This window comes from Streptomyces albipurpureus (genome assembly GCF_023701525.1).
GTDB lineage: Bacteria > Actinomycetota > Actinomycetes > Streptomycetales > Streptomycetaceae > Streptomyces > Streptomyces albipurpureus.
In genome coordinates, this window is sequence record NZ_JAMQAW010000010.1 from 157,052 (window position 1) to 173,574 (window position 16,523).

Below are 16,523 nucleotides of genomic sequence, written 5' to 3' on the forward strand. Positions count from 1 at the left end.
TGATCGGTCCGGTGCCCCCGGGCCGATGGCCTCGCCGACCGGTCCGATCCCGAAGCCGCAGGTTTGGGTGCTCGTATACGGCGGCGATATACACACCACGTACAGTGCTGCGCATGTCCATCGGTCACACCCTCCTCGCGCTCTTGGAGTCCGGACCGCGCCACGGTTACGACCTCAAACGCGCTTTTGATGAGAAGTTCGGACACGACCGCCCCCTGCACTACGGGCAGGTCTACTCGACCATGTCGCGCCTGCTCAAGAACGGCCTCGTCGAAGTCGACGGCATTGAGGCCGGAGGCGGGCCGGACCGCAAGCGCTACGCCATCACCGAAGCCGGGATCACCGATGTCGCGACCTGGTTGACCCAGCCGGAGAAACCAGAGCCCTACCTCCAGTCGACCCTGTACACCAAGGTCGTCATAGCGCTGCTCACCGGCCGTAGCGCCGCCGCCCTGCTGGACACCCAGCGAGCGGAGCATCTGCGGCTGATGCGCGTTCTCACGGACCGCAAACGGCGCGGAGACCTCGCCGACCAGTTGATCTGCGACCACGCCCTCTTCCATCTGGAGGCCGATCTGCGCTGGTTGGAGCTGACGTCCACCCGACTGGACCGGCTCGCCGCCGAGGTCCGCCCATGATCCCTGAGGGGTCACTCCTCATCGCCGAGGACCTTCACAAGACCTATGCCCACACCCCGGCGCTCGCCGGGGCCTGCTTCTCGATCCACCCCGGTGAGGTCGTCGCGGTGCTGGGCCCCTCCGGCTCGGGAAAGTCGACGCTGCTGCACTGCCTCGCGGGAATCGTCCAGCCGGACGCCGGACGGGTCCGGTACGCCGGACGGGATCTCACCGCCCTCTCCGACGCCGAGCGCAGCGCCCTGCGACGTACCGATTTCGGCTTTGTCTTCCAGTTCGGCCAGCTCGTACCGGAGTTGAGCTGTACGGAGAACGTGGCGTTGCCGCTGCGGCTCGCCGGGATCCGTCGCAAGGCTGCCGAGCAGGTGGCCATGGAGTGGTTGGAGCGGCTGGAGGTCGCCGACTCGGGGAGCAAGCGTCCTGGTGAGATCTCCGGCGGTCAGGGCCAGCGGGTGGCCGTCGCCCGGGCTTTGGTCACCTCCCCGCGGGTGGTGTTCGCCGATGAGCCGACGGGAGCCCTGGACTCCTACAGCGGCGAGCGGGTCATGGAGTTGCTGACGGAGGCGGCCCGGTCGTCGAACGCGGCCGTCGTCCTGGTCACCCACGAGACCCGGGTCGCCGCCTACTCGGACCGGGAGATCGTGGTGCGTGACGGGCGGACCCGCGATCCCGACCACTCTCTGTAGTCTTTGGGCCCTACCGTCCAGCCTCTCCCCACGCATTCCCAGCCTGCGATCCGGACCCCGCCATGACGCTCAGCGATACCCGAAAGGCCGCCTCCCCCACCCCCCAGGACAGTTACGTCCGCATCCGGAGTTGGCTGCGCGATCTGGCGTACGGTCTACGGTTCGCCGCCTTCGGTGGACGTGAGGGCTGGATCCGCAACGCGCTGACCGCCGCGGGGGTCGGACTGGGGGTCGCCCTGCTGCTGATCGCCTCGTCGGTACCCCACATCATGGACAACCGGGATCGGCGCGCCGAGGCTCGCGCCCCCTCCCAACAGCAGTACTACGGGCCCGATGGTGAGCGGCCCGGCGAGCCGTCGGACACCTCGGTGCTCTGGGCGGACGCCTCAACCGAGTACCGCACGGATATCGTCAACGGTCTGATCCTGCGCGCGGACGGCGCCCGGCCGAAGCTTCCCCCTGGCGTTGACCGGATGCCGGGCGCCGGCGAGATGTTCGCCTCACCCGCGCTGGCCGAGTTGCTGGCGTCCGATGAGGGGCGGCTGCTGGCCCAGCGCATGGACTACCGGATGATCGGCGCCATCGGGGACACCGGCCTCCTCGACCCCGGCGAGTACTTCTTCTACGCGGGCAGTTCCACACTGACTCTCGGTGACGGCGTGTGGAGGACCGCCAGTTGGGGTGGACCCGCGGCCGAGTCACTGCCGTACGACCCCGTCCTCATCGTGGTGATCACCCTTGCCTGTGTGGTGCTGCTCGTCCCGGTGGCCGTGTTCATCGCCACCGCCGCGCGGTTCGGGGGCGATCGCCGGGACCGCAGACTGGCGGCGCTGCGACTGGTCGGGGCGGATGCCTGGACCACCCGCCGGATAGCCGCGGGTGAGGCACTGTTCGGCTCCGCGCTGGGGCTCACGGTCGGACTCGCGGTGTTCGCGCTGGCTCGGCTGTTCGCCGGCTCGGTACGCGTCTGGGAGCTCAGCGCCTTCCCCGCGGATGTGGTGCCGCTCCCCCGTCTCGCGGCGGCGCTGCTGCTCGCCGTGCCCGTGACATCGGTGGCCGTCTCGCTGTTCGCGCTGCGTTCGGTGGTGGTCGAACCGCTCGGTGTCGTACGCAACACCGCGCTGCGCCGCCGCCGGTTCTGGTGGCGCCCCCTGGTGCCCCTGGCAGGACTTCTGCTGCTGCTGAACGGGAACACCTTCAACAGCCGCGATCCATCGGCCGAGGTCAGTCCGTTCCCCATCGCGGCCGGTGCGATCCTCACCCTTCTGGGCATCACGGCGATGCTGCCCTGGGTGGTCGAAGCCCTGGTGGGACGGCTTCGGGGCGGTCCTCTGTCCTGGCAGTTGGCCACCCGAAGACTCCAGCTCAGCAGTGGGGCGGCCACCCGGGCGGTGAGCGGGATCATGGTCGCGGTCGCTGGGGCCATCGCCCTGCAGATGCTGTTCGCCGGGATGCACGACTCGTTCAACAGGACCCTGTTCGAAAACCGCGTCTGGGACCAGCTCAATGTCAGCTCCGAGTACCCGAGCAAGGCGCTGGCCGATCGGATGACCGAGGAGTTGGGGCGGTCCAGGGGCGCAAAGGATGTGATCGCCACGATCAGGACGGTGGTGAGCCATCCCAACCGGGAGTCGACCGCTGGTCTGACCGTCGGCGACTGCACGGCACTGAGGAAGCTGGCCGAGATCACCTCCTGCGCGGACGGTGACACGTTTGTCGTCCACGCCCATGAGGACCGCAGACAGAATGACTGGATCGACACCACCGCCCGCAAGGGAGGAGTGGTCCTGCTCGGCGACGAGGAGCGGGCCGCCCCTTGGACTCTGCCCGTGCGCAGCCCCACGGTGCTCGGTAACAAGAATGCGGAGGGTTGGGAGAACACGGGCGTCTACGCCACCTTCGGGGCGATCGACGTCAGGGATCTGGCGTCGGGGATGACCCTGGCGCTGGTGCCGTTGAACGCCGGTGTCCCCGATGCCCCCGAACACATACGCAACGCGGCTGCCGGCATTGATCCCGCCCTACGGATCTGGTCCGTCCGGATGACCGAGCGGGACGCGCGGTACGAGAGCCTCCAGACCGGTCTACTGGCTGCCGCGAGCGCGACGCTCGGGCTGATCGCGGCCTCGATGCTGGTCTCCCAGATCGAGCAGTTGCGGGAGCGCAGGCGGCTGCTCTCCGCGCTGGTGGCGTTCGGAACCCCGCGCACCGTCTTGGCCTGGTCGGTGCTGTGGCAGACCGCGGTACCGGTGGTGCTGGGCACGGTGGTGGCCGTGGCGGGCGGGCTGGCGCTGGGGGCGGCGATGCTCGCCCTGATCGGCAAGGAGGTCACCCGCTGGTGGATCTTCCTACCGGTCGCCGGGGTGGGCGCGGGTGTGATTCTGCTGGTGACGCTGGTCAGCCTGCCGCCGCTCTGGCGGATGATGCGCCCGGAGGGCCTGCGCACCGAATGAGCGCTCGGTGCCCCGATCCGATGTGGCAGCTGGCGGAATACGGGACTCAGCGCACGATCCGCACGGGCAGCGGACGCAGGGACTCCCGCAGCGCTCCGGCGAACTCGGCGAACTCCCCCTGCCGGGCCGCGCCCATCCGCATGGCGAGGGCGATCCTCCGGGTGGGCGTCGGCTCCGCGAAGGACGCGATCCGCAGCCCGCCTCGTCCGGCCTCGACCGCGACGGCAGTGCGCGGCAGCAGGGTCACTCCCAGTCCACCGGCCACCAACTGCACCAGGGTGGACAGCCCGGCGGCGGTGGTGGTCACCGTGGTCTGGTCCCCGCGCCCGGCCTCTCGGCAGATGTCGAGCGCCTGGCCTCTCAGACAGTGGCCCTCGTCGAGCAGCAGCAAGGGCAGCCCCCGAAGGGTTTCTGGGGATATGTCCGATCGATCGCCCAGGGGGTGGCCGTCGGGGGTGACCAGGACGAAGTCCTCGTCGAAGAGCGGAAACTGGGTGAGCCCGGGCAACCCCAGCGGCAGCGCGAGCAGCAGCAGATCGAGCCGGCCCCCTGTCAGCCCCTCCAGCAGGGAGGCGGTCTGCTCCTCGTGCACCTGAAGATCGAGATCGGGATAGGTGTCGTTGACCAGCCGAAGGACCGTCGGCAGAAGATAGGGCGCGACGGTAGGAATCACCCCGAGCCGCAGCACCCCGGTAAAGGGCGCGCGTACCGCCTCGGCCTCCTCCATCAGCGCACCGACGGCCCGCAGAACGGTCGTGGCGCGGACGGCGAGCCGCTCCCCTGCCGGGGAGAGCAGGACCTTGCGGGTCGTGCGCTCCAGCAACTGCACCCCGAGGGTGTCCTCCAGCGCCGATACGGCTCCGGAGAGCGCGGGCTGGCTCATCCCGATGGCCGCGGCGGCGTCCCGGAAGTGCAGATGCTCGGCGACCGCGGCGAAGGCCCGCAGCTGGGTGAGGCTGGGCTGCTTGCCCCGCGGAGTGCCGGCCATTGATAGTGCTCCTCGATCAGTCCGGCTGAGTTTAATCGACATTTCACCCAGATCAGACCGGGGGGTGAATCCACCAGCCGGATGTGCGCCGTTCACTTCCGCTGGTCAGACCCACGGACTGACTGCCGCGTGAGCGTGACGCGCTGCCGTTTCGGGCCCACCCGGCAGGAACCCTCACGCACATGCCGGGTGGGCCCTTTTCACCGCCTCCCAGACAAGCAGGAGTCTGGGTGGCGGGAGCCAGAGGCTGGTGACAACACCGAGGGCCGCAGAAGCGCTGCGGGCAGGGTCGCGATCATCGCCTACCCGGTAGCGGTAGTGGCCGTACGCGATGTGAAGCCGGTAGGGGCTTCCGTACGGGGCGCACACTCAAAGCCCAGTCCGGCTGTCTGCGTTGGCCTTGATCACATCGGCCCTCATCGCGTCCGACTGCTCGGCGGGCGCGAGATCCTCGGCGGGGGCCTCCCACTCCACTCCACCGTTGAGGGGACGGAGCTGGTAGTGGGGACCTACCCGACCCATGACCCGCCCCACTCGACCCTTCTTGCGGATGTCCCGGACCACATCGCCGATTTCAGCCGCGATAGGGCGTTCTTCAGCTCCCGCCGAGCCTTCCACGGCGATACGGTCGTCCATGTCAGTCCTCCCAGACTGGCCGCACCCCCGGGCCGTTCACGCGGCTGCGGGGGTCCTTGCCTGTGCGGTGTTCCGCCCTCGCTCTAGGCAACCGCCTGGCTACACACAGCGGTACCGTTGAAGCGGCACCAGAGGGAAAGAGTCGTAAGTGGTGCATCGACATGAGGAGTTGATGACGCATGACTGCCCGGGAAGCCAACGATCACCTGGGGCGACTACACCGCGAGGCCGGATGGACTCAGCGCCAGTTCGTGCAGGCGGTCAACCGGATCGGTACGGAGCGCGGCACCCCGCTCATGTATCAGAGACCGTCCGTCAACCAGTGGATCAACGGCCATCTACCCAAGGGTGAGACCCGCCCGCTGATCCTGGAAGCGCTGTCGCGGAAGCTGGGACGTCCCATCACTCATTCCGAGGCAGGGTTCCCCACGCCCCCGCAGTCGTTGACCAGCCACCCGAATACGGTCGAAGGGCTAATAGACCTGGGGCGGCAGGACATGGAGCCTTCTCGCCGGAGCATTGTGGGTGCAGGCTTGTTCTCCGTTGCACTGGCTATTCCCGATTGGCCGGACGTCCTAGGCCGCATGGAAGCTGTGCAGTCGGACAAGTCCCTGCGTATCGGCATGGCCGATGTTGAAGTAGTGACCGAGATGACAGACCAATTGAACGCGATCTACAACAGGCGCGGCGGTCGAACCTCTCGCCCAATGGCAGCGGCCTTTTTAACCAATACCGTCATCCCGTATCTTCGCGCGAATGCTTCCGAAGAAGTCCGCAAGTCTATGATGACTGCTGCCGCATTCCTCTGCTATGTGACTGGTTGGATGGCGGTAGATGAAGGACTTCACGGTCTCGCGCAGAGGTACTACACCAAGGGATTGGAACTGGCAGGGGCGAGCAGCGACTACCTCACGTACTGCCATATCCTGCGAGGAATGTCAGTTCAGGCAGCAGACCTGGGCCACGGCCCCACTGCCACGCGCCTAGCTGATGCAGCCGCCTCCGCTGCCCCTACGACAGGGCCGCTCATGCGCGCTTTCATGGCGGGCCAGCAAGCGCATAGTTATGCCCTTGTAGGTGACCGCGCAGCCGCGATGCGTAGCATCAAAGAGACGGAAAGAGCAATGGATGCGGCCGGGAGCGGGAAAACCCAATTGGGCGGATACACTCCAGCCACTTTGGCATACCACAGCGCCCAGGTTCGCTACTCACTGGGGGATGTGGCAGGTAGCGTTGAATCCCTCAAACTGCACTTCAAATTGAGAGCACCCACTGACTCACAGGTGACCGAGCTTCGATTCCAATCCATGCTGGCCGAGAGACAGCTGGAGCTAGGCTATTTGGAGCTGGCTTGCAGCACTTGGAGTGAGGTGCTCGCAAAACACCCTAGCCTCCAATCTGGCGCAGTGGATCAGTTTGTTGCGGAGATCAGCCGCCGCCTCCGCCCCTACCGCTCGAATTCGGTCGCGAAGGCAGTCCACGAACGTTCCCTACAAGCCGCCTAGAGCTATCATCCCAAAGAGGGAAAGTACACGACTGGGCACTCTAGAATCCCTACTGATTCAACAAAATCGAGGTGCGTCTACCCCCATTCCGATGTGCTCTGGAATGGGGTTTCATAGCCTAGACAGGTCAAAGAAATGCCCGGAAAGCGCCGAGGCGGCCGAATGACCCTGGCTGCTTCACCGGCTATGCCTCCGGGGCTTGGGCGACAGCCCTACTCGGGCACCCGCACGACGGACAGCGTCGCCATCCCGTTGTACTCAAGGGCGATCGGGTCCAGCTCTACGCTTTGGACCAGGACACTCGGGAAGTCCTTGAATCGCGCCAGGGCGTCAGCGATGGCCTGTGTCATTGTCTCCGCCTCGAATGAGCAGGTGAACCAGGAGCGCTCAGGGGACTCGACCAGCGAGATCCTCCCGTCGTGAAAGCTGGCCAACTGTGCCAGCGCATCAGACTGCTCTTCGGTAACAACATCCTGCAAAACCAGGTTGAAGTACCAGCTGCGCGCAAGCGCGGTGTTGCCTGACGAATCCATCGATGTACCTCGCTTCTTCGCTCGGGTTCTGCGGCGTGCAGGACACCGTGCGCCGCTGGTTGCACGGACAGCACAGCACGTACCCCACTTGTGCCCGCCTGCTGTGCGCGTCACTTTGAGCCCAGCCGCCTCCGCCCTCTTGAGCGCCGCCTCGACATCCTTCTTCTGATGCCGATTGCCGAGTGCCATAGCCCTGGCGCTACGCGCCAACCGCGAGGAGGATACGAAAACCGCGCCGAATCCGCCCGATCGAGCGACCTCCGGCATCCCCGGCACCACCGCGACCCCAGGCATTGATCGGCCCACCGGATCACACTGACCACATTGATCAATTTCATCCGCGATCAAGGGTATGACAGGGTGCATTTGTCCAACACCCTCATGTACCTGGAGTAACACGTGCTCACTGTCGGCGACCAGTTCCCCCCCTACGAGCTCACTGCCTGTGTCTCCCTGGAGACCGGCAAGGAGTTCGAGGTCATCAACCACAAGTCCTACGAGGGCAAGTGGAAGGTCGTCTTCGCGTGGCCGAAGGACTTCACTTTCGTCTGCCCGACCGAGATCGCCGCCTTCGGCAAGCTCAACGATGAGTTCGCCGACCGCGACGCCCAGATCCTCGGCTTCTCCGGCGACTCGGAGTTCGTCCACCACGCCTGGCGCAAGGACCACGCCGACCTGCGTGACCTGCCCTTCCCGATGCTGGCGGACTCCAAGCACGAGCTGATGCGCGACCTGGGCATCGAGGGTGCCGACGGCTTCGCCCAGCGTGCCGTCTTCATCGTGGACCCGAACAACGAGATCCAGTTCACCATGGTGACCGCCGGTTCCGTCGGCCGTAACCCCAAGGAGGTCCTGCGGGTGCTGGACGCCCTCCAGACCGACGAGCTGTGCCCGTGCAACTGGACCAAGGGCGAGACCACCCTTGACCCCGTCGCGCTGCTGGCCGGTGAGTGACGGATGTCCCTCGACGCGCTGAAGTCCGCCATACCGGACTACGCCAAGGACCTGAAGCTCAACCTCGGTTCGGTGATCGGCAACAACGACAAGCTCTCCCAGCAGCAGCTGTGGGGCACCGTTCTCGCCACCGCCATCGCCTCCCGTAGCCCCATCGCCCTGCGCGAACTGGAGCCCGAGGCCAAGGCGAACCTCTCCCCCGAGGCGTACACCGCCGCCAAGGCCGCCGCCGCCGTCATGGCGATGAACAACGTCTTCTACCGGACCCGGCACCTGCTGTCGGACCCGGAGTACGGCACCCTGCGCGCCGGTCTGCGGATGAACGTCATCGGCAACCCGGGCGTGGAGAAGGTCGACTTCGAGCTGTGGTCGCTCGCGGTCTCGGCCGTCAACGGCTGTGGGCAGTGCCTTGACTCGCATGAGCAGGTGCTGCGCAAGGCCGGTGTGGATCGCGAGACGATCCAGGAAGCCTTCAAGATCGCGGCCGTGGTGCAGGCCGTGGGCGTCACCCTGGACTCCGAGGCGGCGCTGGCCCAGTAGCCGGCAGCCCACACCGTCCATCCAGAAGAAGGACCCCGCCGATGTGCGAACGGCGGGGTCCTTCCTCTTTCTGGATGGACGCCCGGCCTTCCGACCCGGTGGGTCAGCTCTGGAGCCTGGCCATCAGGGCCTTCAGATCGGCGACCATGGACGCTTTGATCCCCGCGATGTTGGTGGGCACGGCGCCGCCTTCCTCGCTGTACCCGTCAAGGGAGACGGTCAGGCTCAGCACGGCTTGGCCGTCCAGTACATGGAAGGTGGGCTCCACTCCGGTGCGTAGTTGGAAGAACGCCTTCTCGCCGAGCCCCTCGACGCGCTGCAGGGAAGTGGAGGGCTCATCGGGACCGAGTTGCGGCATCAACCCGGCTTCGAACTCCGGCCCGGGGTCGATCCTCTTGTGCAGGGTGTATCCGACGGTGGCAGTGGCCGGGAAGCGGCTCTCCGCCCCGCCCCCCGGAAACGAGAGGAAGCAGCCAGCCCGATGCTGGTCCTGGTGGACACGGGTGTGGGGGCTGGGGGACGTGGCTGCGCCCAGCTCCATCGTCAACGCCTTGAGCTGCGCGTCCACACAGAGGTTGCGGCTGACTCGCCAGTCGCCGGCATCAGGTTCCGGCTTCGGTGCGTCGTACACGTAGAGCCCGCCGGCCCAGATCGCGGACGCGGCCACCGCTCCGCCGATCGCCCAGAGCCAGGGCCGAGATCCCGCACCACCGGATGGCCGGGGCTCCCTGGGGGTGAGCGTTTCGGAGCGCTGTTCGGGGATCGCCCTCGTATCGGTGAAGGGCTGGTCCCCGTCGAACAGTTCTGGCTCGGATATCACGGCACTTCCCTCGTCGGCGGCTCCACCGGCACCGCTGGCGAGGAGCCCAGTGCCGTGGCGCCATGGGGTGAAGGCGTACCTTTCAGCACCTGTTCCTTGCTGTACGCCCTCAGATAGCCCACCACTGTATTGGTCACGGCGACGAGCGGGACGGCGACCACCGCGCCACCGATCCCGGCCGTCATCCCGCCCACCGCGACCGCGAGCACCACCGCCAGCGGATGCACCCGTACGGCACGGCCCAGGATGAAGGGCTGCAGCACATGGCCCTCGATCTGCTGTACCGCGAGCACCACGATCAGCACCATCAGCGCGCTGAACACCCCCTGGGTGACCAGGGCGACGACCACCGCCAGTGCGCCCGAGATCACGGCACCGACCAACGGGATAAAGGCGAACAGGAAGATGAAGACGGCGAGTGGAACAGCCATCGGAACGTCGAGGATATAGATGCCGAGGCCGATGAAGATGGCATCGATCAGGGCCACCAGCACCGTGCCCCGCACATAGGCGGTCAGGGTGCGCCAGGCGCGCGGGCCGGCGCCGGCAACGCCGTCACGGGCCTGTGCGGGGACCAGTTTGAGGGACCAGTTCCAGATGCGCTTTCCGTCGTAGAGCAGGAAGAGCGTGGAGAACATCGCCAGCAGCATCCCGGTGAGGATCTCCACCATCACGGTCACACCCTGGAGGCCCGCCGAGGTGATCTCCTCGGTGTTGGTGCCGATGGTGTCGCTGAGGTTCTTCGCGATGTCATTGATCTGGCTCTCGGTCACATGGAAGGGGCTGTCGAGCAGCCAGACCTTCAACTCGTCGATGCCGTCCCTGACCCGGTCGGAGAGATCGCCCAGATTCTCCAGGACCTGCCAGACGACGAACCAGCCGACCAGCCCCATGATGACGAAGCCGGCGATCGCGGTGAGCGCGGTGGCCAGCCCGCGCGGCAGACCGAGCCTTCGGAGCCGGGCCACGGTCGGTTGGAGCAGTGCGGTGATCAGCAGCGCGGCGACGAAGGCCAGCACCACCAGCTGCACGGCGCTGATGATCCGCATCAGCACCCAGAGGGTCCCCGCGAGGACCAGCAGTCGCCAGCCGGCCTCGGCCGCCACCCGCATACCCCACGGAATCGCCGCCACCGGATCGGGTCGGGGCAGCACCGCGGGCGCGTAGGAGGGCGGAGCCGGAACGTTTCTCGCAGCAGCCGGAGGGCCATCGCCCTCCGGCCTGTTCCGCTCGTCGGGCTCATCCATGTCGTCGGGCTCGTCGGGGCGTTCGCGACGTTCGTTCAATCGCTCGGACATCCTGGTGAGTCCCTCGCCCCATCCGGCGAGCCACCCTGGCACTTTTGACATGACTGTCCTTCTTCCCCCCATAACTCCTCCCGAGACCCCGGAATCGACGACGGTACACGCAACGGAGCCCCCCACCGTGAGGACGGTGAGGGGCTTGCCGAGGTTGAGCGGCCGTCAAAGCGAGCCGGCGGGCTCTCTGAGGCTTAGTACCAGCGGTTGGCCTGCCAGAACGACCAGGCACCACAGGGGCTGTCGTATCGCTCGTTCATGTACTTCAGACCCCATTTGATCTGGGTCGCCGGGTTGGTCCGCCAGTCGGCGCCGGCCGAGGACATCTTCGAGCCGGGCAGGGCCTGGACCAGTCCGTACGCGCCCGATGACGGGTTCTGCGCCAGATAGTTCCAGGTGGACTCTTTCTGGACGATGTTGCTGAAGCACTGGAACTGGTCGCCCGGAATCATCTGCCGGGCCATCGCCTTGACCTCGGCGACGCTGTACGAGCTCTTGACGGTGAAGCTGGAGGAATCGCGTACCGAGTCCCGGCTTGCGCGGTCCGCCTTCTTCTCGGCTTCGGCCTCTGCCTTGGCCTTGGCTTCGCGTTCCTTCTTGGCCTTGGTGTCGGCGGCTTCCTTCTTCGCCGTCGCCAACTGGGCGGCCTGGACGCGCGCGGATTCCTCGGCGGACTTACGAGCGGACGCCTCGGCGGCTGCCGCCTGTGCGTCTGCCTGCTCAGTCAGTGAGGAGACCTGGACCTGGGCCTGCTGACCCATGGGTATATCGGCGAGGAGGGTCGCGTCGGCTGCTGCCGTCTCCAGGCTGTCACCCGAGGGCTGGGCGTTACCCGAGGCGACACCTACGACGGCTCCGACGGTGGTGACCGCTGTAGCCGAAGCCACGGCGAATCCCCGGACCGAGATCCGGCTCACACGGTTTCCTTCCAGCATCGCCCGCACAGGTGACCCCGCGGGCGAATCGTGCCCCTGGCACTGGCCTCCACTGTCTTCGGTCACAGGAGGCGCGGGCCCGTGGTCAACTCCCCAGGGGAGAACCGGTAAAGCTCGCGGGCGGCATACGACGACAGTTCTTGAGTTGTGTGTTGCTAAGCACCACGGGTGGTGCCGATGTCGTATGCGGGGCCTGACGGAAGCAAGACTCTGCCCGAACAGAACGCCGCAAGGCAATTATTCGTTACGTGGGATAGCTCACACCCCGTTTGGCGCAGGACCTTCATGGAAACGTCAGCACAGCAGAGCGCCGCCCCGCTACGCTGCTGCGCTTCTGCGGGACGGCGCCAACTGGTCTTTTCCCTACTAGATCTGGCCTTCCTCCAGCATTTCGGTCACCAGCGCGGCGATCTGCGAGCGCTCGGAGCGGGTGAGCGTGACATGCGCGAAGAGCGGATGCCCCTTCAGCTTCTCGACCACGGCGACGACTCCGTCATAGCGACCGACCCGAAGGTTGTCCCGCTGCGCCACGTCGTGGGTGAGGACGACGCGGGAGTTCGCCCCGATGCGGGACAGCACCGTGAGCAGAACGTTCCGTTCCAGCGACTGGGCCTCGTCGACGATGACGAAGGCGTCGTGGAGCGAACGGCCCCTGATATGGGTGAGCGGAAGGACTTCCAGCATCCCGCGCCCCAGCACCTCCTCGATGACCTCACGGCCGGCGACGGCTGAAAGGGTGTCAAAGACCGCCTGCGCCCAGGGGCTCATCTTCTCGGCCTCGGTGCCGGGTAGATAACCCAGCTCCTGTCCACCCACCGCATAGAGCGGACGGAAGACCATCACCTTCTGGTGCTGCCTGCGCTCCAGGACGGCCTCAAGGCCCGCGCAGAGGGCCAGCGCGGACTTTCCGGTGCCGGCCCGGCCGCCGAGCGAGATGATGCCGACCTCCGGGTCGAGCAGCAGATCGAGGGCGATGCGCTGCTCAGCGCTGCGGCCGTGGATGCCGAACGCCTCCCGATCGCCGCGGACTAGCCGGACGTTGCCTTCGGAGGTGACCCTCCCGAGTGCCTTTCCGCGCTCGGACTGCAGGACCAGTCCGGTGTGGACGGGGAGTTCCGAAGCCTCGGGGACATAGAGCGTCTCCTCGCTGTAGAGCAGATCCACCTGGTCGGCGGAGAGTGACAGCTCCGACATCCCGGTCCAGCCGGAGTCGGTGATGGCCAGCTCCGCGCGGTACTCCTCGGCCAGCAGGCCGACCGAGGACGCCTTGATGCGCAGGGGCAGATCCTTGGAGACGACCGTGACGTCATACCCCTCGGCCTGGAGGTTCCTCGCCACCGCCAGAATCCTTGAGTCATTGTCACCGAGCCGGAAACCGGCAGGGAGGACCCCTGGATCGGAGTGGTTGAGCTCGACCCGGATCGTGCCGCCGAGGTCGCCCATCGGAATGGGGGCGTCGAGGCGACCGAACCGGATACGGAAGTCGTCCAGCAGGCGTAGCGCCTGGCGGGCGAAGTATCCGAGTTCTGGATGATGCCTCTTGGCCTCCAACTCCGTGATGACCACGATCGGGAGCACCACTTCATGCTCGTCGAATCGCGTCATGGCGCTTGGGTCGGCCAGCAGAACGCTGGTGTCGAGAACGTAAGTGCGCCTATCGGGCATCCGGCGCTTGGTGCTTTTCACCACGGAAGGACGTACCCCCTCGGATGAGGTCGGCGGTGCAACGCCGTCGCGGGCCTCGGTGTCTGGCGCCGAAGGGCGGCAGACAGGTCTCCCCGCCTTTGGCGGAGGAAGGGCCGGGCTGTAGGCCACCTTGCAGGGGCCGAGCACCGGCCCCTCACCAGGTCCGCACGAGGAGTGCGATCCATCGTGTGCAAAGGGCCTCCCGGGTGAGCGGTCACGGCCACTCACTGAGATACGACGTTCGTGGATCGGACGTCGACCTGCAAGGGGTATTCCCTCGAACACGCGTGACCATGCCGCGGAGGGGGACGACACCTGGATGAACAGTCGGTTATCGGCTCCGGCACGGGCGGCGTTCGAGTACCCCGCCCCATGGGCGTCAGGGGCCGCCGGACCCTGGGAGAGTCCCGGCGCCGGCGGGTCGGCCGCAGGAGCCGGCTGATTCAGCTCCCCGGGTGAGGGGAGCCGGGCCACAGGACCGCGGGGAGAGGGCCCTGGCCCGCACCGAATAGCTGACAGATGCACGGATCAGCTGTTCCAGGGGCGGGGTCCCTGTCGTGGATGTGCCCATGCGCCCCCGCGGAGCGCACGCACCACCGCGTGGGGCCGGGTCAGCTGCCGTAGCGGCGGTGGCGGGCCGCGTAGTCGCGCAGCGCCCGCAGGAAGTCCACCTTGCGGAAGGCGGGCCAGAAGACCTCGCAGAAGTAGTACTCGGAGTGGGCGCTCTGCCAGAGCATGAAGCCGGAGAGCCGCTGTTCACCGCTGGTACGGATGACGAGATCGGGGTCGGGCTGTCCGCGGGTGTAGAGATGCTCGGAGATGTGCTCGACATCGACGGTCTCGGCGAGCTCCTCGACGCTGGTGCCCTTCTCGGCGTGCTCCAGCAGCAGCGAGCGGACCGCGTCGGCGATCTCCTGGCGCCCTCCGTAACCAACGGCGACGTTGACCAGTATGCCGCCACGGATACCGAGGGTGGCCTCCTCGGCTTCCTTCAGTACGGACTGGGTGCGGGCGGGCAGCAGATCGAGGGTGCCCACGTGGTGCACCCGCCAGCGGCCATCGGCGGCCAGTGCGCGTACCGCGTCCTCGATGATCCCGAGCAGCGGGATGAGCTCCCCGTCGGGACGGTCGAGGTTGTCGGTCGAGAGCATCCAGAGCGTGACGACCTCGACATCGGTCTCGGCGCACCAGCCCAGCAACTCCTGGATCTTGCTGGCACCCGCCTTGTGGCCCGACTCGGGGGTGTTTCCGGACGCCTTGGCCCAGCGGCGGTTGCCGTCGAGGATGACTCCGATGTGCTTGGGCACCTGGTCATGGTCCAGTCGGCCTTCCACCCGGCGTGCGTAGAGCCTGTACACCAGGTCACGCAAGTTCACAGAGTTCACCTCTCGGTTCTGGCGGGCGTATCAAGCCCTGTGTGCCGGGGGTCCGGGGGTCCATTGCCGGGGTCCGTCTTCCTGAGCGGCACGGCGACCGGTACCGGCCCCCGCCATGCGGCAATTCGCCCGCGCCGTACGGCATCCCCTGAAGCGGCCACATTACTGCGCATGGGGCACAGTGGCCCAACCCGGTCTGTCACAAGTCCGTGATAAGCAGGCTGGTGTGACTGATTCCTCCGCGGTTCCTTCCCCCACGCTCTATCACGCCTCCACCGATCGCTATGACGCCATGGAGTACCGGCGCAGTGGCCGCTCCGGGCTCAAACTGCCGGCTATCTCCCTCGGCCTCTGGCATAACTTCGGTGACGACCGCACTCTCGATTCCCAGCGCGCCATCCTGCGACGGGCCTTCGATCTGGGAGTGACCCACTTTGATCTGGCGAACAACTACGGTCCGCCGCCCGGTTCGGCCGAGCTGAACTTCGGCAAGATCTTTGCCCGGGATTTCGCCCCTTACCGCGATGAGCTGGTCATCTCCACTAAAGCCGGCTATCTCATGCATCCGGGTCCCTACGGCGAATGGGGATCGCGAAAGTATCTGCTCTCCTCCCTCGATGCCTCACTACGCCGTATGGGTCTTGAGCACGTGGACATCTTCTACTCCCACCGCTTCGACCCGGACACCCCGCTGGAAGAGACCATGGGTGCGCTGGCCTCCGCCGTACGACAGGGGAAGGCGTTGTACGCGGGCGTGTCCTCGTACAACGCGGAGCAGACCGCCCGGGCGGCGCGGTTGCTGCGGGAGATGGGGGTGCCGGCCCTGATCCACCAGCCGTCCTACTCGATGATCAACCGTTGGATCGAGGACGACGGGCTGCTGGGGACGCTGGAGGCGGAGGGCATGGGCTGCATCTCCTTCGTACCGCTCGCCCAGGGGCTGCTGACCGGGAAGTACCTCAAGGGCATTCCTGAGGGGTCGCGGGCCACCCAGGGGAAGTCGCTCGACCCGGGGCTGCTCTCGGACGAGGTCGTACGGCGGCTCAACGGGCTGAACGACATCGCCGCCCGGCGCGGCCAGAGCCTGGCGCAGCTGGCGCTGGCGTGGGTCCTGCGGGACGCGCGGATGACTTCGGCCCTGATCGGGGCGTCGAGCGTGGCGCAGCTGGAGGAGAATGTCGCCGCACTGAGCGGGCCACGACTGACGGATTCCGAGCTCGCGGAGATCGACACCTTCGCGGTGGACACCGAGGGCACCAACATCTGGGCCGATCGGGGCTGACCGGGGTGTGTGCCTCGTCGGCGTGGTCTCGGGCCGAGGTGGGTGCCGGATGAGCCGGGGCCGGCCGGTCAGAGGCCGGCAGGGCGGTTGCGGGCTCGTGATCATGCTCGCGGGCCGGGCTGCGAGAGCGGGCCGGAATCGGCACGGGCGGGGCCGGGGGCAGGGCCGGATCGAGGCGTGAATCCCGGGCCGGAAA

At 66.8% G+C, this 16,523-nt stretch carries 15 protein-coding genes and 1 pseudogene; 7 read left to right on the forward strand and 9 right to left on the reverse strand.

Annotation, left to right across the window (positions count from 1 at the left end):
• Window positions 1-113 precede the first annotated feature (113 nt).
• From NBG84_RS12730 to NBG84_RS12740, 3 genes are all read left to right on the forward strand, one after another.
• Window positions 114-638, forward strand: a complete 525-nt coding sequence (locus NBG84_RS12730) for a PadR family transcriptional regulator (RefSeq protein ID WP_250919492.1) — start codon at window positions 114-116, stop codon at window positions 636-638.
• Window positions 635-1,321, forward strand: a complete 687-nt coding sequence (locus tag NBG84_RS12735) for an ABC transporter ATP-binding protein (RefSeq protein WP_250919493.1) — start codon at window positions 635-637, stop codon at window positions 1,319-1,321. Before NBG84_RS12730 ends, NBG84_RS12735 begins: the two co-directional genes overlap by 4 nt.
• A 62-nt stretch (window positions 1,322-1,383) precedes the next feature.
• Window positions 1,384-3,774 carry an FtsX-like permease family protein gene (locus tag NBG84_RS12740; protein ID WP_250919494.1) on the forward strand — a complete coding sequence of 797 codons (2,391 nt, stop codon included), beginning with the start codon at window positions 1,384-1,386 and terminating at the stop codon, window positions 3,772-3,774.
• A gap of 46 nt (window positions 3,775-3,820) precedes the next feature.
• On the opposite strand, the gene NBG84_RS12745 is transcribed toward NBG84_RS12740, so the two are convergent.
• Window positions 3,821-4,762: a LysR substrate-binding domain-containing protein gene (locus NBG84_RS12745; RefSeq protein ID WP_250919495.1), complete on the reverse strand. Its 942-nt coding sequence runs from the start codon at window positions 4,760-4,762 to the stop codon at window positions 3,821-3,823.
• Between the two features lie 369 nt (window positions 4,763-5,131).
• Window positions 5,132-5,398: a hypothetical protein gene (locus tag NBG84_RS12750; RefSeq protein WP_250919783.1), complete on the reverse strand. Its 267-nt coding sequence runs from the start codon at window positions 5,396-5,398 to the stop codon at window positions 5,132-5,134.
• A gap of 179 nt (window positions 5,399-5,577) precedes the next feature.
• On the opposite strand from NBG84_RS12750, the gene NBG84_RS12755 reads away from it, so the two are divergent.
• Entirely contained in the window at window positions 5,578-6,903 is a 1,326-nt protein-coding gene (locus NBG84_RS12755) for an NsdA family TPR-like regulatory protein (RefSeq protein ID WP_250919496.1), read from the forward strand.
• Window positions 6,904-7,115: 212 nt separating this feature from the next.
• Here NBG84_RS12755 and NBG84_RS12760 read toward each other — a convergent pair whose 3' ends face one another.
• On the reverse strand, window positions 7,116-7,436 hold the full coding sequence (locus NBG84_RS12760) for a hypothetical protein (RefSeq protein ID WP_250919497.1): 321 nt from the start codon (window positions 7,434-7,436) through the stop codon (window positions 7,116-7,118).
• A pseudogene (locus tag NBG84_RS12765) lies at window positions 7,351-7,625 on the reverse strand (hypothetical protein). The gene NBG84_RS12760 and the pseudogene NBG84_RS12765 overlap by 86 nt, the downstream one beginning before the upstream one ends.
• 210 nt (window positions 7,626-7,835) lie before the next feature.
• Between NBG84_RS12765 and NBG84_RS12770 the strand changes: the two are divergent.
• On the forward strand, window positions 7,836-8,390 hold the full coding sequence (locus tag NBG84_RS12770) for a peroxiredoxin (protein ID WP_250919498.1): 555 nt from the start codon (window positions 7,836-7,838) through the stop codon (window positions 8,388-8,390).
• A gap of 3 nt (window positions 8,391-8,393) precedes the next feature.
• Window positions 8,394-8,930, forward strand: coding sequence for an alkyl hydroperoxide reductase (locus NBG84_RS12775; protein ID WP_250919499.1), 537 nt, complete (start codon window positions 8,394-8,396; stop codon window positions 8,928-8,930).
• 103 nt (window positions 8,931-9,033) lie between these two features.
• Here the strand turns inward: NBG84_RS12775 and NBG84_RS12780 are convergent, their stop codons facing one another.
• The 5 genes from NBG84_RS12780 to NBG84_RS12800 all read right to left on the reverse strand — a co-directional run bounded on the left by NBG84_RS12780 (window position 9,034) and on the right by NBG84_RS12800 (window position 15,045).
• Window positions 9,034-9,750, reverse strand: a complete 717-nt coding sequence (locus tag NBG84_RS12780) for a hypothetical protein (protein WP_250919500.1) — start codon at window positions 9,748-9,750, stop codon at window positions 9,034-9,036.
• On the reverse strand, window positions 9,747-11,099 hold the full coding sequence (locus NBG84_RS12785) for an AI-2E family transporter (RefSeq protein ID WP_250919501.1): 1,353 nt from the start codon (window positions 11,097-11,099) through the stop codon (window positions 9,747-9,749). Before NBG84_RS12785 ends, NBG84_RS12780 begins: the two co-directional genes overlap by 4 nt.
• A 143-nt stretch (window positions 11,100-11,242) precedes the next feature.
• The gene (locus NBG84_RS12790; protein ID WP_486679374.1) at window positions 11,243-11,965 is read right to left on the reverse strand and encodes an aggregation-promoting factor C-terminal-like domain-containing protein; all 723 of its coding nucleotides are present in this window, start codon (window positions 11,963-11,965) and stop codon (window positions 11,243-11,245) included.
• A 384-nt stretch (window positions 11,966-12,349) separates the two neighbouring features.
• Window positions 12,350-13,672, reverse strand: coding sequence for an RNA 5'-3' helicase PhoH2 (gene phoH2, locus NBG84_RS12795; protein ID WP_250919503.1), 1,323 nt, complete (start codon window positions 13,670-13,672; stop codon window positions 12,350-12,352).
• Between the two features lie 608 nt (window positions 13,673-14,280).
• The gene (locus NBG84_RS12800) at window positions 14,281-15,045 is read right to left on the reverse strand and encodes an isoprenyl transferase (RefSeq protein WP_250919504.1); all 765 of its coding nucleotides are present in this window, start codon (window positions 15,043-15,045) and stop codon (window positions 14,281-14,283) included.
• A gap of 226 nt (window positions 15,046-15,271) precedes the next feature.
• Here NBG84_RS12800 and mgrA point away from each other — a divergent pair, with 226 nt between their 5' ends.
• Complete coding sequence (mgrA, locus tag NBG84_RS12805) at window positions 15,272-16,327, forward strand: L-glyceraldehyde 3-phosphate reductase (RefSeq protein ID WP_308312049.1); 1,056 nt, start codon at window positions 15,272-15,274, stop codon at window positions 16,325-16,327.
• Window positions 16,328-16,523 lie beyond the last annotated feature (196 nt).